Source organism: Mycetocola spongiae (genome assembly GCF_020424085.1).
Lineage (GTDB): Bacteria > Actinomycetota > Actinomycetes > Actinomycetales > Microbacteriaceae > Mycetocola > Mycetocola spongiae.
The window spans coordinates 446,125-466,621 of record NZ_CP080203.1; the positions used below are offsets into that span (position 1 = coordinate 446,125).

Below are 20,497 nucleotides of genomic sequence, written 5' to 3' on the forward strand. Positions count from 1 at the left end.
AATAAGGACACCCTTAGTCGCGCGATTCGCGTGCCCGAGGGAATTCCGCGGCGTTGCGGCCGCGGGAGATGCCCTGACAGCAGGTGCGGGCGCGCCTGACTAGGTAAAAGGAGAACACGCTGTGTCTACCGTAAATAGCTTTGGGGCGAAGCAGACCCTCGTAGTCGGTGGTACCGACTACGAGATCTTCCGCACCGACTCCGTCAAGGGGTACGAGAAACTTCCCTTCGGCCTGAAGGTGCTCCTGGAAAACCTCCTGCGCACCGAGGATGGCAAGAACATCACCGCCGCGCAGATCGAGGCCCTCGGAAACTGGGACCCCACCGCGGAGCCCAATACCGAGATCCAGTTCAGCCCGGCCCGCGTGGTCATGCAGGACTTCACCGGCGTGCCCTGCATCGTGGACCTTGCCACCATGCGTGAGGCCGTCTCCGACCTCGGTGGAGACCCCACCAAGATCAACCCGCTCGCCCCCGCCGAGATGGTCATCGACCACTCCGTGATCGCCGACCTCTTCGGCCAGGCCGATGCCTTCGAGCGCAACGTGGAGATCGAATACGAGCGCAACGGCGAGCGTTACCAGTTCCTGCGCTGGGGCCAGACCGCATTTGACGACTTCAAGGTGGTTCCCCCGGGAACCGGTATCGTGCACCAGGTCAACATCGAGCACCTCGCCCGCGTCACCATGACCCGCGAGGTGGGCGGCGTGCTGCAGGCCTACCCCGATACCTGCGTGGGTACCGACTCGCACACCACCATGGTCAACGGCCTGGGTGTGCTCGGCTGGGGCGTGGGTGGCATCGAGGCCGAGGCCGCGATGCTCGGCCAGCCCGTATCGATGCTGATCCCCAAGGTGGTTGGCTTTAAGCTCACCGGCTCGATCCCCGCCGGCGTGACCGCCACCGACGTGGTACTCACCATCACCTCGATGCTGCGCGCACACGGTGTTGTGGGCAAGTTTGTGGAGTTCTACGGTGCCGGCGTGACCGCCGTGCCGCTGGCCAACCGCGCCACCATCGGAAATATGAGCCCCGAGTTTGGCTCCACCGCCGCCGTCTTCCCGATCGATGACGTCACCCTCGACTACCTGCGCCTGACCGGCCGCAGCGCCGAGCAGGTCGCCCTCGTGGAGGCCTATTCGAAGATCCAGGGCCTGTGGCACGACGCCTCCGTGGAGCCCGTCTACAGCGAGTACATGGAGCTGGACCTCGGCACGGTTGTACCGTCGATCGCCGGCCCGAAGCGCCCGCAGGACCGCATCGAGCTCTCGGCCGCAAAATCGCAGTTCGAAAACGACCTGCCGGTATATACCAAGCCCACCGACCCCACCGTTCCGGCGCACGCGCTCGAGCAGGCACTGGTGTCGGCCGCCCCCAAGGTGGCCTCGACGCCCACCCCGGTGACCCTCGCCGATGGCACCGAGTTCACGCTCGACCACGGTGCCGTGGCCATCGCCGCCATCACCTCCTGCACCAATACGTCCAACCCCTCGGTCATGATGGCCGCGGGTCTGCTGGCCCGCAACGCGAGCAAGCTGGGCCTGAAGTCCAAGCCCTGGGTGAAGACCACCCTGGCGCCGGGCTCCAAGGTTGTCACCGACTACTACGAGAAGGCCGGCCTGAACGGCTACCTCGAGGACCTCGGGTTCTATCTCGTGGGTTATGGCTGCACCACCTGTATCGGTAACTCCGGCCCGCTGCTCGATGAGATCTCCGCGGGAGTAAACGAGAACGACCTCGCCGTCACGGCCGTCCTCTCGGGTAACCGCAACTTCGAGGGTCGCATCAACCCCGACGTGAAGATGAACTACCTGGCCTCGCCGCCGCTGGTGATCGCCTATGCCCTCGCCGGCTCGATGAGCTTCGACTTCGAGAAGGACTCGCTGGGTAAGGACCACGACGGCAACGACGTCTACCTGGCCGATATCTGGCCCGATGCCGCCGAGGTTCAGCAGGTCATCGACGACTCGATCGATACCGCCATGTTTGATAAGCAGTATGCCGGTGTCTTCGACGGTGACGAGCGCTGGCGTTCGCTGCCCACGCCCGTGGGTGCCACGTTTGAGTGGGACGATGAGTCCACCTATGTGCGCAAGCCCCCGTATTTTGACGGCATGACCATGGAGCTGACCCCGGTCACCGATATCGCTAACGCCCGCGTTCTTGCGAAGCTCGGCGATTCGGTCACCACCGACCACATCAGCCCGGCCGGTGCGATCAAGGCGGATACCCCCGCCGGACGCTACCTCACCGAGCACGGTGTGAGCCGCGGTAACTTCAACTCCTATGGCTCGCGTCGCGGAAACCACGAGATCATGATCCGTGGAACCTTCGCCAATATCCGTCTGCGCAACCAGCTGCTGACCGATGTTGAGGGTGGTTATACCCGCGACTTCACCCAGGCCGGTGGCCCGCAGTCGTTCATCTATGACGCCTCGCAGAACTATCAGGCCGCCGGAACCCCGCTGGTGATCTTCGCCGGCAAGGAGTACGGTTCGGGTTCGAGCCGCGACTGGGCCGCCAAGGGCACCTCGCTGCTCGGTGTGCACGCCGTGATCGCCGAGAGCTTCGAGCGTATCCACCGCTCGAACCTGATCGGTATGGGCGTTGTGCCGCTGCAGTTCCCCGCCGGCAAGTCCGCGGGCGACCTGGGCCTGGACGGCACCGAGGTTGTTTCGATCATCGGCGTGGAGAAGCTCAACGAGGGCATCACCCCCGAGACCGTGCGCGTGATCGCCACCCCGAGTGTCGACTCGCCCGCGGGCAAGGAGCCCATCGAGTTTGATGCCATCGTGCGCATCGATACCCCCGGTGAGGCCGATTATTACCGCAACGGCGGAATCCTGCAGTACGTGCTGCGTAGCCTCGTCGGCTAGGGATAATACGTCGGATAGCTAAAATGCTGGGCGGGGGAAACCCCGCCCGGCATTTTCCGTACCCGGGGGCGGGCTCACCACCGTGAGTTGGCCTCGTATTTGCCGCGGAATTCGTGCAGCGCGGCGCTATAGGTGGTGGGATCGCGGCGGCTGGCCGCCGTCACCAGGAGGGTGGAGGGGCCGATCACCCGGGTATGGGTGCCCCGGCAGGGGATCGTGATGATGCTCCGCAGGCCCACGCGCCAGGCGGCGATCAGCGCGTCCAGGGAGCGCCGTTCGGGCGCCGCTGCCATCGCGCAGCTTTCCCCCCGCGGAACATGCTGTTTTGCGGCTGTGCCTCGTGGAGGAGCGATCAACCGCCGCTGCCGCACGGATACTGGGCATCCCACCCGGCACCGTGAAATCGCGGCTCCACCGCGCGCGCACGCGGCTGTGTGCCGAACTGGCGGACCTGCGCCGGGCCGGCCCGGGCAACGCGGCATGCTGAGTCGGTCTATTGGGCATGTCGGTTTTGCCCGCGCCCGGGTTCGCGAGCCCGCGGTTATCCCGCCGCGCATGCCCGGCCCGGAGACCTTCCACGCCCCGCGCGCCGCAGCCGCCCCGGGTATTTTCGGGAAAATGGCGTCGCGGCACGCCGCTACCCCCGTTGGGGTGGCGCGGCCATTCGCGCAATGCGGGGGGTGATCGCGTAAACTAGCCGTTCGGGTTATTCCGAGAGATATTTCGTGGGTGTTCCGATACCCGCGGCCAGCTGAGGAGTGTCATGACCGTTCTAGAGACCATATCGTCGCCGCGCGATCTTGATGCACTCAGCACCGAACAGCTGGAGCAGCTGGCCACCGAGATCCGCGAGTTCCTCGTCGAAAAGGTCTCCCTCACGGGCGGACACCTCGGCCCAAACCTGGGCGTGGTGGAGCTCACCATGGCCATCCACCGGGTATTTGACTCACCCAATGACCCGATCATCTTTGATACCGGGCATCAGTCCTATGTGCATAAGCTGCTCACCGGGCGCCAGGACTTCTCGCATCTGCGCGAGCGCGGCGGCCTCGCCGGCTATCCGCAGCGCGCCGAATCCGAGCACGATATCGTCGAGAGCTCCCACGCATCCAGCTCGCTGAGCTGGGCCGATGGAATCTCCCGCGCCTTTGGGATGACCGGCCAGGATAAGCGCACGGTGGTCGCGGTGGTGGGCGATGGCGCCCTGACCGGCGGCATGACCTGGGAAGCGCTGAATAATATGACGGACGATAACGCCCGTCGCATGGTCATTATCGTGAACGATAATGGCCGTTCCTATGCGCCCACCATCGGCGGTATGGCCCGCTTCCTCAATGACGTGCGTACCCGCCGCTCCTATCGCAATCTGCACCGCAAGAGCGAGCGGTTCTTTAACCGCCTGGGCGGCCCGGGCCGCGCGTTTTATCGTGGTGTGCGCGGGGGAACCCACGGCTTCCTGTCCCGCGCGAGCGATAACGAGGCTCTCTATTCAAACCTCGATATTAAGTACATCGGCCCGATCGATGGCCACGACCTCGTGGCGATGGAGGAGGCGCTGACCCAGGCCAAAAACTATGGCGCTCCGGTGATCGTGCATGCGATCACGGAAAAGGGCCGCGGTTATGGCCCGGCCCTGGAGGATAAGGCCGATCAGTTCCATGCCGTGGGCAAGATTGATCCCACCACGGGCATGGCGCTGGCCACAAGCTCCGCGCAGAGCTGGACAGGCGTATTCAGCGAGGCCCTGGTGGAACTCGGGGGAGCGGATGAGCGGGTTGTGGCCATCACCGCGGCCATGCTGCGCCCCACCGGCCTGCATCGCTTTGCCGAGCGCTATCCGGAACGCGTCCACGATGTGGGTATCGCCGAGCAGCATGCCGTGACCAGCGCGGCCGGTCTGGCCTATGGCGGATTGCATCCCGTCGTGGCGCTCTATGCCACGTTTGTGAACCGTGCGTTTGATCAGATCCTGATGGATGTGGCGCTGCACCGCGCGGGCGTCACGTTTGTGCTGGACCGCTCCGGGGTGACCGGCCCCGACGGGCCCTCGCATCATGGCATCTGGGACCTCTCGATCCTGCAGGTCATCCCCGGCATCCGCCTGTCCGCGCCGCGCGATGCAATTCGCCTGCGTGAGGAACTCGCCGAGGCCCTCGCGATAAACGACGCCCCCACCGTGCTGCGCTATCCCAAGGGCACCGCGATCGCGGAGATCCCCGCGCTGCGCCGCACCGCCGATGGCGTGGATATCCTCGCCGAGGGCGGGCGCGCCGATGTGCTCATCGTCACGGTGGGAACCATGGCGGAAATTGGGCTGGATGTGGCCGAACGGCTGCGGCATCAGGGCATCGGTGCCACGGTGGTGGATCCGCGCTGGGTGGTGCCGGTCCCGGCGAGCATCGTGGACCTGGCCCGGGATCACCGCCTCGTGATCACCATCGAGGATGGCGTGCGCGTGGGTGGCATCGGCACGCGGATCCGCCAGGAGCTGCGCCGCGCCGGGGTGGATACCGCGGTGGATGAGCTGGGCCTGCCCGATGAGTTCATCGATCACGCCACGCGCGAGCAGATCCTCGAGGATGCCGGCCTCACGGGCCAGCAGATCGCGCGCGATGTTGTGGCGCAGGTGCTGGGTAGCCGCATTCCCGTGGCCCGTCCCGATGGCGATGACCCGCATCCTGCCACGAGCCCCGATCTCGGCGCGATCGCCAACTAGGGCCACGGCGTCACGCAGATGCCCGCAACGACGCGGAACCTCATCCTTGCCCTCGCGGCGTGTGGCCTGGCCTGGGCCGTTAGCGCCTGCGCGGGCCCGGCCGGCCAGATGGTGTCCCGGGTGCCCGCGGGAGCCCTGGGGCCGCCCACGCAGATCTTCGCGGAGGGGATGGAGTTCTCGCAGCAGCCGCGCTGGGACGTGGACCTGAGCGCGGAGCCCGCGGTGCTGTATATCAGCAATTATGGAAGCTCCTCGTGCCCGCCGCGCGTGGACTCCCTGAGCGTTGTGGAGCCCGGCGTCCTGGAGGTGGAGGTGGGCTCTTCCTCGCTCCTGGGCGTATGCACCGCCGACCTGGGTGGGCCGTATATCACCCGCCTGGAACTGCCCGCGGGCGCCCTGGATGCCGAGACCCTTATGGTACGCGGCTATGCGGAGGACTACGCCCTGCCCATTCCCGCCGCCAACCGGCGTTAACGCGGGCGGCCCCGCACACTCCCGGGGGAGTCTGCGGGGCCGACTGCGGGGCCTGCTAGAGGCCGCGGATCTGCGGCGTGTGGAACGAGCCGCCGAACGTGCGTTCGCTGGCCCCCACCCGGTCCAGATACGGGGTGACGCCGCCGTCGATAAATGGCCAACCGGCACCCAGGATGAGGCAGAGGTCGATGTCCTCCGCGGCGTGTACCACGTCGTCCTCTAGCATCAGGTGGATCTCCACCGCGAGGCCGTCCTGCACACGACGCAGAATCTCCTCGGCGGGAACCGGGTTTTTGCCCCCCGCGACAAGCTTGAGCGCACCCTTATCAAAGCCCTTGACCTTGCCCCGGGCGTCCTTCTCCAGGAGCGTGCCATAATCGGCGAGGCGATGCAGGTTCTCCGAGGTATAAAAACGCTCGGGGAAGGCCTGCGCATGGGTATCCAGCACATGGGCGCCCACCTTCAGGCCCACCAGGTCAAGCAGCGCCGAGGGCGACATCGGCAGGCCCAGCGGGGCCAGCGCGCGGTCCACGGTCTCGAAGGATGTGCCGGCGTCCACCGCGCGCATCGCCTCGCCCAGGAGCACGGCGAGCACGCGGTTAACCACAAACCCGGGGGTATCGCGGGTGATCACGGCGTTTTTGCGGAGGTTTTTGGCGGTGACCATCGCGGTGGAGAGCGTGGCATCGTTGGTGGCCGGGGCCCGCACCACCTCGATCAGTGGCATCACGGCCACCGGGTTGAAGAAGTGGAAGCCCACGAGGCGCTCGGGATGCGCAAGCTTCGCGCCGATCTTCTCGACCGAGAGTGAGGACGTATTGGTGGCGAGGATGGTGTCCTCGGAGACGTATTTTTCGATATCGGCAAAGACGTTCTGCTTGATCTCCAGCTCCTCAAACACCGCCTCGATCACCCAGCTGCAATCGGCAAAATCGGCCTTATCGGTGGTGCCATGAATGAGCGAGGCGAGGCGGTTTGCCTCATCCGCCGAGATGCGGCCCTTTTCCGCGAGCGCAGAAATCTCGCCGCGGATATAGTCGAGGCCCTTATCCACGCGCGCCTGATCCAGGTCGGTGATGATCACCGGCACCTTAAGTCGACGCACAAAGAGCAGGGCAAACTGGCTGGCCATCAGGCCCGCACCGATCACACCCACCTTGGTGACCCGGCGGGCAAGCGCCTTATCGGGGGCACCCGCGGGGCGCTTGGCGCGCTTCTGGACAAGGTTAAACGCGTAGATCGACGCCCGGAACTGGTCTCCCGCGATGAGCCGCGAGAGCGCCTCGTCCTCGAGGAGGAATCCCTCCTCGCGCGTGGTGTTTTTGGCCGCCTTGAGGAGGTCGAGGGCCAGATACGGGGCCACGGGCTCCGTGCCGATCTTGGATTCGAGCGTTTTGCGGGCAATGCCGATGGCGATATCCCATTTGGCCAGGCGCTCCATCTTGCCGGGCTTATTTTTACGCTCCACCTTCTCGGTGCCCTCGATCACGCGCGAAGCCCAGCGCAGCGAGGACTCGAGGAACGTGGCCGAGTCAAAGAGCGCATCGGCGATGCCGAGCTCCAGCACCTGGGCCGGCTTCAGCATGCGGTTCATCTTGAGCGGGTTTTCGATGATGACCTTCAGGGCGTTCTCGATGCCGATCAGGTTGGGCAGCAACCAGGAGCCACCCCAGCCGGGGATGAGCCCCAGGAAAACCTCGGGCAGGCCGATGCCCGCGGCGGTGGCATCCACCGCGCGGTAATCGGAGTTCAGGCCGATCTCCAGGCCGCCGCCGAGGGCAAGGCCGTTGATAAACGTGAACGAGGGCACACCAAGCGTGGAGAGCTTATGGAAAACCGAGTGGCCAAGCTGCGGCAGCATGCGTGCAACCTCGTGGCTGTTGAGGTCGTCCACGCGGCTCAGATCGGCACCGGCGGCCAGGATAAACGGCTTACCCGTGACGCCCACGCCGGCGATTTCCCCGCGGGCCGCGCGCTCGGTGAGCGCATCCAATACCCCGCCGAGCTCGATGAGTGTGCGGGCACCAAAGGTATTCGGGCGGGTATGGTCGCGCCCATTATCAAGCGTGATCAGCGCGAAGATCTTACCCGATTCCAGGGTGATATCACGCACAAAGCTATGGGTGACCACCTCATCGGGGGAGGCGTCCACGAGCGGCTGAAAGTCGATACCGGAGTATTCGCGCATAACCTACTTCTTTCCGTTCCAGTTGGGGTTCTCCCAGATGATGGTGCCGCCCTGGCCCAGGCCCACGCACATGGCCGTGAGGCCAAAGCGCACGCCGGGGTTCTCGGCGAACTGTGCGGCCAGCTGGATCATGAGCCGCACGCCGGAGGCCGCGAGGGGGTGGCCAAACGCGATGGCGCCGCCCCAGGGGTTGACCCGCGGGTCGTCGTCCTCGATGCCAAAGTGGTCCTGGAAGCTGAGCACCTGCACCGCGAAGGCCTCGTTGAGCTCAAAAAGCCCAATATCGTGAATGGTCAGGCCGGCCTTGCGCAGCGCCTTCTCGGTGGACGGGATGGGCCCCAGGCCCATTACCTCGGGCTCCACGCCGGCATAGGCAAAGCTCACCATGCGCATCTTGGGGCTCAGGCCCAGCTCGGATACCGCATCGGAGCCCGCGAGCAGGCTGATCGTGGCGCCATCGGTGAGCGGCGAGGCATTACCCGCGGTGACCCGGCCGTGCGGACGGAACGGGGTCTTTAGGGTGGCAAGGCCCTCCATGGTGGTCTCGGGGCGCAGGCCCTGATCGGTATCGGCCAGGCCCCAGCCCTCCTCGCTGCGCAGCGCCACGGGGATCAGGTCGGGCTGAATCTTGCCCGCGGCATAGGCCGCTGCCACCTTCTGCTGGCTGCGCATACCAAAGCGATCGGCGCGCTCCTTGGTGAGGGCGGGGAAGCGGTCGTGCAGGTTTTCCGCGGTGATGCCCATGTTTAGGGCCTCGGGGTCCACCAGGCGCTCGGCGAGGAAACGCGGATTGGGATCGGCACCCTCGCCCATCGGGTGGTGGCCCATGTGCTCCACGCCGCCGGCCAGCGCAAGATCATAGGCGCCAAAGGCCACGCCCGAGCCGATGGTGCTCACGGCGGTCATGGCGCCGGCACACATGCGTTCGATGGCAAAGCCCGGAACGGTGGTGGGCAGGCCCGCGAGGAGCGCGGCGGTGCGGCCCAGGGTGAGCCCCTGATCGCCCTGCTGGGTGGTCGCGGCAATCGCCACCTCATCGATGCGATCGCCGGGGACGCGCGGATTTCTCTCCAGCAGCCCCCTCATCGCCTTGACTACGAGGTCGTCTGCTCGGGTGTTCCAGTACATGCCTTTTTCGCCGGCACGACCGAACGGGGTACGGGTTCCGTCGACGAAAAACACGTCTTTTTGCGTGGCCACTCTGCCTCCTTGAGAGATCAATTAATTCGATACTACGGATCGAATCGGACCCCCGGGCGAGAATTGCCGGTTCCTACGAAGCCGCGGCGCTGTCCTCGATCTCGATTTGGGGTGCTTCTACAAAGGCCTGAGAGATTACCTGTGCAATAGCTTTAATCTGCCACGGCCGCGCGCCGTATTCGGCGAGGGCCTCGGCGATGCCCTCGGCCCCGGGCTCGGCCGGGGGATTCCAGGCGAGACGGCGCAGGGTCTCCGGCGTGAGCAGGTTTTCCACGGGCATCTTCAGCTCCTCGGCGAGGGCGATCATGCGCGGGCGCACCACCTTCAGCCGGTGATCGGCCTCGGGGTTTTTATCGATCCAGGCGCGGATGGGAGGCAGGGAATCGGTGCGCAGGCGCAGGGGAGGCAGCTCGGTCTCGGCCTGTCCGCGCTCGATCGCGGCCCACCAGGTATTCAGCTCGGAGCGGCTCGCGCGGCCCGTGAAGGCGCGCAGCGAGGCCAGCTGGGAGCGGGTACGCGGATTGGCCTTAATGGCGGCCTGGAGCGAGGCATCGGGAACCAGCCTGCCCGGGGCGATATCCCGCTTGCGGGCGAGGGTATCGCGCGCGGTCCACAGCTCGCGGGCCACGGCCAAAACCTGCCGGTTGCGCCCGGAGGGTGTTCCGGCCAGCTTGCGCCACGGGTCCACCTTGGGGCCGGCGGGGGCGCGGTGCAGCTCGGCATCAAATTCCTGCCGGGCGATCTCGGTCTTCTCCTCGCTGTCGAGGAGGGCGGCCACCTCATCGCGCAGATCCACCAACAGCTCCACGTCCAGGGCGGCATATTCCAGCCAGGACTGGGGGAGGGGGCGCGTGGACCAGTCGGCCGCGGAGTGTTCCTTGGCCAGGTGAATGCCGAGGAACTGCTCAACCACGGCGCCCAGACCCACGCGCGGCAGGCCCAGCAGGCGCGCGGCCAGCTCGGTATCAAAGATTCGGAGGGGGTCCATGCCCACCTCGCGCAGGCACGCGAGGTCCTGGCTGGCGGCGTGCAGGATCCACTCCTCGGAGGCGATCGCGGCACCGAGGTCGTGCATCGGGCCGATCTCGATCGGATCAAAGAGGAACATGCCGGCCTCGCGACGGAATACCTGGATCAGGTAGGCGCGCTGCGAATAGCGATAGCCCGAGGCGCGCTCGGCATCCACCGCGATGGGGCCCACTCCGCCGATGATCGCGTCGATCGACGCCCGGTATTCCTTCTCGGTCGTGATGACGTGGCGATCAGCCACGGGCACTTCTCCGGCTGTTGATCATGGTGACCCCTTCTTCGGTCGGGGGGAGGCCCGCCAACATGCACAGTAGTTCGCCCCAGCCCTCGACGTGGGCGTCGAGGCGGGATTCGTGTGGCGACCAGGACGCGCGAAGCTCCAGTTGAGATCCATCGCCCTGGGCGGCAAGCTCCCCAAATCCTGTAGAAATAACCTTAGTGGCGGTACCGCTCGCCGCGCCAAATTTCGCATCACGACCGTTCAGTGCATCGATGAGCCAGGACCAGGCCACCGAGGCCACAAACGGGTCCACACCCATCTCCTGCTCGATCGGCGCCTGCACAAAGCAGATCACTCGGAATGCGCTGCCCCAGGCCTCGGGCTCGGCGGGGTCATAGAGGAGAACAAAGCGGCCCTGCCCGTGCTCGGAACCATCGGGGCGGGTGGCGCCAAGCACCTCGGCGGCCAGCGCGAAGGAATAGGGGGCTAGGTTCTCCGGGGCCGGAATTTCCTGCACCACGAGTTCCGGTCGTATCTCAACGCTGCGGATGGACCGAAGGGCATCCTGAAAGATGCCGGGGATATCCGGATCCGCTACTGACTCACTCACGATTGCAGACTAGAGTTACTTGCCAATGAAACCTTTACGGCGCGCCGACCGGAGCCTATTCGGTACCCTGATCATTTCCACCGGCCTCATCGCCGGTGCCACCGTGCTGGCCGCGGGTTCCGTGGCCTCGGTCATGGCCCGCATGGTGGTCACGCCCCCGCGGCGCCGCGCGGCCGATGTTCACGTGCTGGGGGTGGACGAACCCGGCGGTCGCATAATGCTTGCCGCCACGGCGGATACCGCGGTCCCCGGGCGCTATGGCCTGTGGTTTGGCAAGCCCGAACGCTACCTCCAGCTGGGCGATGTTCTGCGCGCGGATGATCGGGTGGTTGAGCGCGAGCTGCCCGCCCAGGATCTGCGCGGCGTGGTGGGCCACGGCATCGGCACCTTTAGCGGCTGGGTATATACCGCGCCCGAGGATACCGGCGTGCCCGCGGAGGCGGTGCTTATCTCCACCCCGGGTGGCCTGGCCCCGGCCTGGGAGTTTCCGCCGCCCGCGGGCGCATCCGATGGCCGCTGGGCCGTGGTGGTGCACGGGCGGGGAACCACCCGCTCCGAGGGGCTGCGCGCGGTCCCCACGCTGCATGCCGCGGGATATCGGGTCCTGCTTGTGTCCTATCGCAACGACGGCGAGGGCCCGCTCGGCGAGGGTGGCCTCTACGGGCTGGGCCTGACGGAATGGTGCGATGTGGAGGCAGCTCTTGATTATGCTGCTGCGCGCGGGGCGCGCAGCATCACGCTGATGGGCTGGTCGATGGGCGGGGCGATCGCGCTGCAAACCACGCTGGAGAGCGCCCACCGCGGGCTGATCGACGGCCTGATCCTGGAATCCCCGGTGATCGATTGGCGGCGCGTACTCGACTATCAGGGCGGCGAGCGGGGCCTGCCGCGCTCGGTGCGCCGCCTCGCCACGGAGCTGCTCGGGGCCCGCTGGGCCCGGCCCCTCACGGGCCTGGAAAAACCGCTTGACCTCAACCGGCTGGATCTCGTGAGCCGCGCCGCGGAGCTCTCCGTACCCACGCTGGTGCTGCACAGCGACGACGACGGCTTTGTGCCCTCCAATGGATCCCGCGCCCTCGCCGAGGCCCGTCCGGACCTCGTGCGCCTGGAGGTTTATACCGTGGCGCGGCATACCAAGCTCTGGAATTATGACCGCGAGCGCTGGGAGCGTTCCATCGCCGCGTTTGTGGATGCCCTGCCCGGCGGCCGGGGCGCGGCCGATGAGCGCGAGTAAGGTTCCGGCCCTGGACCAGGGCCTGCGGCTGCTGCGGCTGCTCGCGAGTTCCCGCGGCCCGCTGCCCGCGGGCTCCCTCGCGACCAGCCTCGGGTTGGCCCGCTCCACCACCTATCAGCTCCTGCGGGTCATGATCGAACACGGCTATGTGGTGCACCTGGTGGAGGCGCGGCGCTATGGCCTGGGGCCCACCGCCTTTGAACTCTCCGGGGGCTTCACCCGGCAGCAGCCGCTGAGCCTGATTGGTAAACCGATCCTCGCCGATCTGGTGGACCGCATCGGCGAGAGCGGCCATCTGGCGGTATCCCACGGCAGCGATGTGCTGTATATCGCGGAGGAGCGCGCCCGGCGTCGCACCCCGCTGGTGACCGGGGTGGGGGTGCGCCTGCCCGCGCACCTGACCGCAACCGGCCGGGCGATCCTCGCGGCGATGCCGCGCGCGCAGGTGGACGCGCTTTTTCCGGGGGCCACGGCCTTTGTGGATCGCACGGGCCTGGGCCCGCAAAACCGGCGCGAATTGCGCCGCCTGCTCGCCGATACCGCCGAGCGCGGCTATGCGGTGGAGGACGGCGAGGTGACCGCGGGGCTGCGCTCCGTGGCGGTCCCGATCACCGACCATAACGGCTGGCCCGTGGCGGGGCTCGGGTTGACCTTTGCCGCGGAGGAATCGCGCGATGCCGAATTGGTGGCCGAGCTGATGGCGGGCGCCGAGCGGCTGAGCCGCAGCCTGCACGGCCGCGGCTCGGCGGTCAGGGCGGCGATCGGGGGCTGAGTTAGCGCCCGGTCGCGGCCGCGAGCGCCTCCAAGACACACAGCGCGACGAGGCGCACGGTGCGGCCGTCCTCGGTATCGGTGGTGGCATCCACCTCCACCAGGTCCAGGGAGTGCACGCGCGGATCGGCCCCGGCGGCGCGCGCGGCCGCGCGCAGCTCCTGGGCGGAGATGCCGCCCGGGGTCGAGGCGGGACAGCCCGGCGCGACCGCGCGATCACATACGTCCACGTCCAGGTCCACATGGATCGGGCCGCCCGCCGCACCGGCGATGGCGAGGGCCCGGGACATCGCCTCGGCCATCGGCAGCTGCTCAAGCGCGACGCGCGTGATCACGGTGATCCCGAGGTCGCGTGCCCGCTCGCTATAGGCGCGGGAATTGGCAAAATCGGAGATGCCGATCTGCACGATGCGGCGCGGATCCAGCCCGGCCTCGATTAGCTCGCGCACGGGGGAGCCGTTGCTCACCCCATCGCGCAGATCGTGATGGGCGTCGAGGGTGATCAGTCCGGCGGTGCCGATTCGCTCGCCCCAGACGCCGCGCGCCACCGGCAGGGTGGCGGAGTTATCCCCGCCCAGCGCGATCAGCAGTCCGGCCCGGGGGGCCAGCTGTGCGGCCCGCTCGCGCGTGCGCTCGGAGCCGGCCGGGCCCTCGGGATCACTCACGTCTCCCGCGTCGATAATGGGCCACTCGGCGAGGTCCACGGGCGCTGTGAGCCCCGGGGTTCCCGCGCGATAGGTGCTATAGCGGTTGAGGGCGGCGCGCACGGCGGCGGGGGTGGCATCCGCCCCGCTCGGGGAGAGTGAGCCGCGGTGTACGGGCACCCCCAGGAGGGCGGCGAGCGCGGGGCCCGGGGTGGCCGCGGTGGCGGGCCAGGAGCCGGCGCGGGGCCAGAGCGGATCGTGGGCGAGAGCGGTGGTGGTCATGGCTGTGAGCGTAGCAATGCGCCGCGCGCGGCAACCCACCTCGTGTCCGGTACCCCGGACAGTACCGTGGGGGAACGGCTGGTTTGCCCCCCAAAAGTGGTGTTGATTGGGACTCATGACCACCACCACAGTTCTGATCGGCACCGGCGCCGTCAGCATCGACGATGTTGTCGCCGTCGCCCGCCGCAATGCCCCCGTCACCCTCGACCCCGCCGCTCTGGAGGCCATCGCCGCCTCCCGCGCCCTGATCGACGGCCTCGCCTCCGACCCCGAGCCGCACTACGGCATCTCCACCGGATTTGGGGCCCTGGCCAATACCTTCATCCCCGCCGACCGCCGCGCCCAGCTCCAGCTGAGCCTGGTGCGCTCGCATGCAGCCGGCAGCGGCCCCGAGGTGGAGCGCGAGGTGATCCGCGCGCTGATGCTACTGCGCCTGTCCACCCTCGCCACCGGCCGCACCGGTGTGCGCCCCGCCACGGCCCAGGCCTATGCCGACCTCCTCAACGCCGGCATCACCCCGGTGGTGCGCGAATACGGTTCGCTCGGGTGCTCGGGCGACCTGGCCCCGCTCGCCCATGTGGCGCTCGCCGCGCTCGGCGAGGGCGAGGTGCGGGACGCCACCGGCACCCTCATGGATGCCTCCGCCGCGCTGTCCGCGGCCGGTCTTCGCCCGATCGTGCTCGCCGAGAAGGAGGGGCTAGCGCTGATCAACGGCACCGATGGAATGCTCGGGATGCTGGCCCTGGCCCTGGATGACCTATCGCTGCTGATCACCAGCGCGGATATCTCCGCGGCCCTGAGCATCGAGGCGCTGCTGGGCACCGATCGGGTCTTCGCCGAGGACCTGCAGCGCCTGCGCCCCCAGCACGGGCAGGCGCTCTCAGCCCGGAACCTGCGCGCGGTCCTGGCCGGTTCCGGCATCGTCGCGAGCCACGCGGGCCCCGGCTGCACCCGGGTCCAGGACGCCTATTCGCTGCGCTGCTCACCCCAGGTCCACGGCGCCGCCCGCGATACCGCCGATCATGCCCGCCTCGTGGCCGAGCGCGAACTCGCCTCGGCCGTGGATAACCCGGTACTCACCCCGGATGGTCGCATCGAATCCAATGGCAATTTCCACGGCGCCCCCGTGGCCTATGTGCTGGACTTCCTGGCCATCGCGGTGGCCGACCTGGCAAGCATCTCCGAGCGCCGCCTCGACCGCATGCTGGATACCCACCGCAGCGCGGGCCTGCCGCCCTTCCTCGCCCATGAGGTGGGGGTGGACTCGGGACTGATGATCGCGCAGTACACCGCCGCGGGTATCGTCTCCGAGCTGAAGCGCCTGGCAAGCCCCGCCTCGGTGGACTCGATCCCGTCCTCCGCGATGCAGGAGGACCACGTCTCGATGGGCTGGGCCGCGGGCCGCAAGCTGCGCCGCGCGCTTGACGGGCTCACCCGGGTCATCGCCATCGAGGTCATGACCGGCACCCGCGCGCTGGACCTGCGTGCACCGCTGCTGCCCGCCCCGGCCACCGCCGCGGTGCTTGAACGGGTCCGCCGGGTTGTTCCCGGCCCCGGAAACGACCGCTATCTGGCCCCCGAGATCGAAGCGGTGGTGCACCTGGTTGCCACCGGCGAGATCGCGCGTGCCGCGGCCCTGACCCCCCTGAACTAGCCATCCACTCACCGAGGAGTAACCGATGACCACGTCCCGCACCACCCCGATCCGCGCCGCGCGCGGCACGACCCTCACCGCCCGGTCCTGGCAGACCGAGGCCCCGCTGCGCATGCTGATGAATAACCTCGACCCCGAGGTCGCCGAACACCCCGAGGACCTCGTGGTTTATGGCGGCACCGGAAAGGCAGCCCGCAACTGGGAGGCCTATGACGCGATCGTGCACGCCCTGGAAACCCTGGACGAGGACGAGACCCTGCTGATCCAATCGGGTAAGCCCGTGGGGGCCTTCCGCACCAACCGCTGGGCCCCGCGGGTCCTGCTGGCCAATTCCAATCTGGTGGGGGACTGGGCCACCTGGCCCGAGTTCCGCCGCCTCGAGGCCGAGGGGCTGATCGCCTATGGGCAGATGACCGCGGGCTCCTGGATCTATATCGGCACCCAGGGAATCCTGCAGGGCACCTATGAGACCTTCGCCGCGGTGGGCCGGGCCCATTTTGGCGGAACCCTCGCCGGCACGCTGACCCTGACCGGCGGCGCGGGCGGAATGGGCGGCGCGCAGCCCCTGGCCGTGACCATGAACGGCGGCGCCGTGATCATCGTGGACGTGGACGAGACCCGGCTGCGCCGCCGCATCGATCACGGCTATCTGCATGAGCTCGCAACCGATCTAGACGATGCGCTCACCCGCGCCCTCGCGGCCAAGGCCGAGGGACGCGCGCTCTCGATCGGCCTGGTGGGCAACGCCGCCGAGGTATTCCCGGAGCTGCTCGCGCGCGGGATCGCCATCGATATCGTGACCGATCAGACCAGCGCCCACGATCCCCTCGCCTATCTGCCCGCGGGCATCGGCACGGGGGAATGGCGCGAGCGCGCCGCCGCCGATCCCGAGGGCTTCACCGCGGCCGCGCGCCAGTCGATGAGCGCCCAGGTGGACGCGATGGTGGGATTCCAGGACGCCGGGGCCGTGGTCTTTGACTATGGCAACTCGATCCGCGCCGAGGCACAGCTCGGCGGCAGCGAACGCGCCTTCGACTTCCCCGGGTTTGTCCCCGCCTATATCCGCCCACTCTTTGCCGAGGGCAAGGGCCCGTTCCGCTGGGTAGCACTCTCCGGCGACCCCGAGGATATTTATAAAACCGACCGCGCCGTGCTGGAACTCTTCCCCGAGGATGAGCACCTGCACCGCTGGATCACCCAGGCCCGCGAACAGGTGCACTTTGAGGGGCTGCCCGCGCGCATTTGCTGGCTCGGCTATAAGGAGCGCCACCTGGTGGGGCTCAAGTTTAACGAGATGGTCAAAAACGGCGAACTCTCCGCCCCCATCGTGATCGGCCGCGATCACCTCGACTCCGGATCGGTGGCCTCGCCCTATCGGGAGACCGAGGCCATGAAGGACGGCTCGGATGCGATCGCCGACTGGCCCCTGCTGAACGCACTCCTCAATACGGCCTCGGGAGCCACCTGGGTCTCGCTGCACCACGGCGGCGGCGTGGGCATCGGCCGCTCGATCCACGCGGGCCAGGTCACCGTGGCCGATGGCACCGAGCTGGCAGCCGCCAAGCTCGAGGCCGTACTCACCAATGACCCGGGCACCGGGGTAATGCGGCACGTGGATGCCGGCTATGAGCGCGCCGAGGAGGTTGCGCGCGAGCGCGGCCTGCGCGTGCCGATGTGGGAGGTCTAACCACACCACCCCCGCTCACCCGGTAGGGTCTTTTCCGGGGAAACCTCGCGCCGCGCGCCGGTTCCCCGGAAGACCTCAGCGACCCTGCCGGGTGGGCGCCCTCGTGCCAGATCTGCAGTGCGACAAAGGAGACGCCACCCATGGATTCAACACGTAATACACCCGCCCCGGCCCCCACCGAGCAGCGCCTCGCGCGCGGACTCACGGGCCGCCATATTCGTTTTATCGCCCTCGGTTCCGCGATTGGAACCGGGCTATTTTATGGGTCCGCCTCCGCGATTCAGACCGCGGGACCCTCCGTATTGCTGGCCTATCTGATCGGCGGCGCCGCGGTATATATGGTCATGCGCGCCCTCGGAGAGATGGCCGTGCGCCACCCCGTGAGCGGCTCCTTCAGCCAGTATGCGGCCCGCTATCTGGGGCCCTGGGCGGGTTTTGTCACCGGCTGGTCCTATACGTTTGAGATGATCATCGTGGCGCTCGCCGATGTCACCGCAATCGCCGTATATATGGGCTTTTGGTTTCCCGATGTGGACCGCTGGATCTGGATCATCGCCGCAATCTTTTTTATTGGCGCGATTAACATGCTGAAGGTGCGGGTATTTGGGGAGCTGGAATACTGGTTCTCCATCATCAAGGTGGGCGCGATCATCGCGATGATCATCGGCGGAATCGCCATCATTGTTTTTGGCCTGAATAATCAGAGCCCCGATGCCTCGGGCATTCATAACCTGTTTAACCCCGAAACCGGCGGCTTTTTTGGCGGCGGCTTTGGCGGGTTCATCGCGTGCTTCGCGATTGTGATGTTTGCGTTTGGCGGCATCGAGATCATCGGGATCACCGCGGGCGAGGCGGAGGATCCCCGCCGGGTCATCCCGCGGGCCATCAATATGGTGCCCACGCGTATCCTGCTGTTTTATGTGCTCACGCTCGGGGTGATCATGAGCATCCAGCCGTGGCAGACCATCTCCGGGGATAAGAGCCCGTTTGTCTCGATTTTTGATACCCTCGGTATCCCCGCGGCCCCGCATATCCTCAACGCCGTGGTGCTCATGGCGGCACTCTCGGCGATTAACTCCGATATGTTCGGCGCGGGCCGGATGATGTTTGCGATGAGCGCGCAGGGCCACGCCCCGCGCATCTTTGGCCGCACCACCCGCAATGGCGTGCCGGGCATGACCATCATCGTGATGGTGATCGCGCTGCTGCTGGGCGCGGTCCTCAACGCGCTGATTCCCAATGAGATATTCCTGATCATCGCCTCGCTGGCCACGTTTGCCACCGTGCTGGTATGGCTCATGATCATGGCCTCGCATATCGCGATGAAGCGGGAGATTAAGCGCGAGGCAAAGCTGCCGAGCGAGTTCCCCGTGCCGTGGTGGCCCGCCGCCTCGATCATCGCCTTTATCTTCCTGGTGGGAGTGATCGTGGTGCTGGGTATCGTGCCGGGCACCCGGATCGCGCTGATCGCGGGCCTGGTTTGGCTGGCGCTGCTCCTGCTGAGCTATCGCTTCCTGGTGCACGGGCGCGGCAAGCAGCGCCAGGAGCTGAGCGATGAGACCCGCCCCATCACCCTCCCTCCCGGACGCCGCCAGCGCGCCGCCGCTGAGCGCGAGGACCCCGCGGGGGATGACCCCGCGGTGCGGCCCTAATCCCTCCCGAGCTGGTACCGAAAGGAACAGAATGACCGTCACCGCACTGACCAATATTGGACTCCTCGCGACCGGCGATCCGGCACTGGGCGCGGGGCTGCTGGGGGAGATCCCCGATGCGGCCCTGCTGATCGAGGACGGCCGCGTGGCCTGGGTGGGCCCGGCCTCCGCGGCCCCCGCCGCCGATCTTATGGTGGACCTCGCGGGCCACGCGGTGATTCCCGGGTTTGTGGACTCACACTCGCATATTATTTTTGGCGGGGATCGCGCGGCGGAGTTTGCCGCAAGAATGGCGGGGGAGTCCTATAGCGCGGGCGGGATCGCAAGCACGGTGGCGGCCACGCGGGCCGCGGCCGAGGCCGAGCTGGCCGAGCGTGCCGCGGGGTTTATTCGCGAGATGGCCGATCAGGGCACCACCACCGTGGAGATTAAGAGCGGTTATGGCCTGGATCTGGCCACGGAGGAGCGGCTGTGCCGGATCGCGGCGGCCCTCACCGAGGACGTCACCTATCTGGGCGCCCATGTGGTGCCCGCCGAGTATCGCGCCGATCCCGAGGCCTATGTGGACCTGGTCATCGGCGAGATGCTGGACGCCTGCGCCCCGCATGCCCGCTGGATCGATGCGTTTTGCGAGACGGGGGCCTTTAGCCTCGAGCAGACCCGGCGGGTCCTGGAGGCGGGCGCGGCCCGCGGCCTGGGTGTGCGGGTGCACGGTGCGCAGCTTGGCCCGAGTGAGGCGGTGGCGCTGGCCGTGGAGCTGGGGGCCGCGAGCATCGATCACTGCACCTATCTGAGCGAGCGGGATATCCGGCTGCTGGCCGGCTCGGATACCGTGGCCACCCTCCTGCCCGGCGTGGAGTTTTCCACCCGGCAGCCCTATCCCGATGCCCGCGCGCTGCTGGACGCGGGGGTGCACGTGGCGCTCGCGAGCGATTGCAATCCGGGGTCCTGCTTTACCTCCTCGATGCCGCTGTGTATCGCCCTCGCGGTGCGCGAAATGGGGATGACCCCGGCCGAGGCCATCAGCGCGGCCACCGCCGGGGGAGCGCGGGCCCTGCGCCATGCCGACCGCGGGGTGCTTCGGGTGGGGGCGCGCGCCGATATCGCCGAGATTACCGCGCCGTCCTATGTGCACCTCGCCTATCGGCCCGGGGTGCCGCTGATCGGTCGGGTCTGGCGCGCGGGTGAGCGCGTGGACTCCCGCGGCTGACCCGCAGGGTAGCCTGGCGGGCCTACTGGCCGCGTAGGGAACCCGGGAACT

Annotated in this window: 16 protein-coding genes; 10 read left to right on the plus strand and 6 right to left on the minus strand. The window is 67.4% G+C overall.

The window, feature by feature from the left end; genetic code table 11:
* Positions 1–121 precede the first annotated feature (121 nt).
* A complete protein-coding gene (acnA, locus tag KXZ72_RS02155; RefSeq protein WP_226082102.1) occupies positions 122–2,875 on the plus strand; it encodes an aconitate hydratase AcnA in 2,754 nt (917 codons plus the stop codon).
* Positions 2,876–2,949: 74 nt separating this feature from the next.
* Here acnA and KXZ72_RS02160 read toward each other — a convergent pair whose 3' ends face one another.
* Positions 2,950–3,168, minus strand: coding sequence for a hypothetical protein (locus KXZ72_RS02160; protein ID WP_226082103.1), 219 nt, complete (start codon positions 3,166–3,168; stop codon positions 2,950–2,952).
* Between the two features lie 47 nt (positions 3,169–3,215).
* On the opposite strand from KXZ72_RS02160, the gene KXZ72_RS02165 reads away from it, so the two are divergent.
* The 3 genes from KXZ72_RS02165 to KXZ72_RS02175 all read left to right on the plus strand — a co-directional run bounded on the left by KXZ72_RS02165 (position 3,216) and on the right by KXZ72_RS02175 (position 6,065).
* A complete protein-coding gene (locus tag KXZ72_RS02165; RefSeq protein WP_264159493.1) occupies positions 3,216–3,362 on the plus strand; it encodes a sigma factor-like helix-turn-helix DNA-binding protein in 147 nt (48 codons plus the stop codon).
* A gap of 276 nt (positions 3,363–3,638) precedes the next feature.
* A complete protein-coding gene (dxs, locus tag KXZ72_RS02170; RefSeq protein ID WP_226082104.1) occupies positions 3,639–5,591 on the plus strand; it encodes a 1-deoxy-D-xylulose-5-phosphate synthase in 1,953 nt (650 codons plus the stop codon).
* 18 nt (positions 5,592–5,609) lie between these two features.
* On the plus strand, positions 5,610–6,065 hold the full coding sequence (locus KXZ72_RS02175; protein ID WP_226082105.1) for a hypothetical protein: 456 nt from the start codon (positions 5,610–5,612) through the stop codon (positions 6,063–6,065).
* A 55-nt stretch (positions 6,066–6,120) separates the two neighbouring features.
* Here the strand turns inward: KXZ72_RS02175 and KXZ72_RS02180 are convergent, their stop codons facing one another.
* The 4 genes from KXZ72_RS02180 to KXZ72_RS02195 all read right to left on the minus strand — a co-directional run bounded on the left by KXZ72_RS02180 (position 6,121) and on the right by KXZ72_RS02195 (position 11,312).
* Complete coding sequence (locus tag KXZ72_RS02180; protein WP_226082106.1) at positions 6,121–8,253, minus strand: 3-hydroxyacyl-CoA dehydrogenase NAD-binding domain-containing protein; 2,133 nt, start codon at positions 8,251–8,253, stop codon at positions 6,121–6,123.
* A gap of 3 nt (positions 8,254–8,256) precedes the next feature.
* Positions 8,257–9,453: a thiolase family protein gene (locus KXZ72_RS02185; RefSeq protein WP_226082107.1), complete on the minus strand. Its 1,197-nt coding sequence runs from the start codon at positions 9,451–9,453 to the stop codon at positions 8,257–8,259.
* Between the two features lie 73 nt (positions 9,454–9,526).
* Complete coding sequence (locus tag KXZ72_RS02190) at positions 9,527–10,723, minus strand: HRDC domain-containing protein (RefSeq protein ID WP_226082108.1); 1,197 nt, start codon at positions 10,721–10,723, stop codon at positions 9,527–9,529.
* Complete coding sequence (locus KXZ72_RS02195; protein WP_226082109.1) at positions 10,716–11,312, minus strand: DUF3000 domain-containing protein; 597 nt, start codon at positions 11,310–11,312, stop codon at positions 10,716–10,718. Before KXZ72_RS02195 ends, KXZ72_RS02190 begins: the two co-directional genes overlap by 8 nt.
* Positions 11,313–11,337: 25 nt before the next feature.
* Here KXZ72_RS02195 and KXZ72_RS02200 point away from each other — a divergent pair, with 25 nt between their 5' ends.
* Entirely contained in the window at positions 11,338–12,546 is a 1,209-nt protein-coding gene (locus KXZ72_RS02200) for an alpha/beta hydrolase family protein (RefSeq protein WP_226082110.1), read from the plus strand.
* A complete protein-coding gene (locus KXZ72_RS02205) occupies positions 12,533–13,318 on the plus strand; it encodes an IclR family transcriptional regulator (protein WP_226082111.1) in 786 nt (261 codons plus the stop codon). Before KXZ72_RS02200 ends, KXZ72_RS02205 begins: the two co-directional genes overlap by 14 nt.
* 1 nt (position 13,319) lies before the next feature.
* Here the strand turns inward: KXZ72_RS02205 and KXZ72_RS02210 are convergent, their stop codons facing one another.
* Positions 13,320–14,243, minus strand: coding sequence for an arginase family protein (locus KXZ72_RS02210; protein ID WP_226082112.1), 924 nt, complete (start codon positions 14,241–14,243; stop codon positions 13,320–13,322).
* A gap of 115 nt (positions 14,244–14,358) precedes the next feature.
* Here KXZ72_RS02210 and hutH point away from each other — a divergent pair, with 115 nt between their 5' ends.
* The 4 genes from hutH to hutI all read left to right on the plus strand — a co-directional run bounded on the left by hutH (position 14,359) and on the right by hutI (position 20,446).
* Positions 14,359–15,897, plus strand: coding sequence for a histidine ammonia-lyase (gene hutH, locus KXZ72_RS02215; protein WP_226082113.1), 1,539 nt, complete (start codon positions 14,359–14,361; stop codon positions 15,895–15,897).
* Between the two features lie 25 nt (positions 15,898–15,922).
* The gene (hutU, locus tag KXZ72_RS02220; RefSeq protein WP_226082114.1) at positions 15,923–17,584 is read left to right on the plus strand and encodes a urocanate hydratase; all 1,662 of its coding nucleotides are present in this window, start codon (positions 15,923–15,925) and stop codon (positions 17,582–17,584) included.
* Positions 17,585–17,724: 140 nt separating this feature from the next.
* Positions 17,725–19,236: an amino acid permease gene (locus KXZ72_RS02225; protein ID WP_226082115.1), complete on the plus strand. Its 1,512-nt coding sequence runs from the start codon at positions 17,725–17,727 to the stop codon at positions 19,234–19,236.
* A 31-nt stretch (positions 19,237–19,267) separates the two neighbouring features.
* The gene (hutI, locus tag KXZ72_RS02230; RefSeq protein ID WP_226082116.1) at positions 19,268–20,446 is read left to right on the plus strand and encodes an imidazolonepropionase; all 1,179 of its coding nucleotides are present in this window, start codon (positions 19,268–19,270) and stop codon (positions 20,444–20,446) included.
* Positions 20,447–20,497 lie beyond the last annotated feature (51 nt).

Bases quoted from the DNA above. Each gene is read 5' to 3' on its own strand.
- KXZ72_RS02160 (WP_226082103.1), bottom strand. From the start codon at position 3,168: ATGGCAGCGGCGCCCGAACGGCGCTCCCTGGACGCGCTGATCGCCGCC.
- dxs (WP_226082104.1), top strand. From the start codon at position 3,639: ATGACCGTTCTAGAGACCATATCGTCGCCGCGCGATCTTGATGCACTC.
- KXZ72_RS02175 (WP_226082105.1), top strand. From the start codon at position 5,610: ATGCCCGCAACGACGCGGAACCTCATCCTTGCCCTCGCGGCGTGTGGC.
- KXZ72_RS02180 (WP_226082106.1), bottom strand. From the start codon at position 8,253: ATGCGCGAATACTCCGGTATCGACTTTCAGCCGCTCGTGGACGCCTCC.
- KXZ72_RS02200 (WP_226082110.1), top strand. From the start codon at position 11,338: ATGAAACCTTTACGGCGCGCCGACCGGAGCCTATTCGGTACCCTGATC.
- KXZ72_RS02205 (WP_226082111.1), top strand. From the start codon at position 12,533: ATGAGCGCGAGTAAGGTTCCGGCCCTGGACCAGGGCCTGCGGCTGCTG.
- KXZ72_RS02210 (WP_226082112.1), bottom strand. From the start codon at position 14,243: ATGACCACCACCGCTCTCGCCCACGATCCGCTCTGGCCCCGCGCCGGC.
- hutH (WP_226082113.1), top strand. From the start codon at position 14,359: ATGACCACCACCACAGTTCTGATCGGCACCGGCGCCGTCAGCATCGAC.
- hutU (WP_226082114.1), top strand. From the start codon at position 15,923: ATGACCACGTCCCGCACCACCCCGATCCGCGCCGCGCGCGGCACGACC.
- KXZ72_RS02225 (WP_226082115.1), top strand. From the start codon at position 17,725: ATGGATTCAACACGTAATACACCCGCCCCGGCCCCCACCGAGCAGCGC.
- hutI (WP_226082116.1), top strand. From the start codon at position 19,268: ATGACCGTCACCGCACTGACCAATATTGGACTCCTCGCGACCGGCGAT.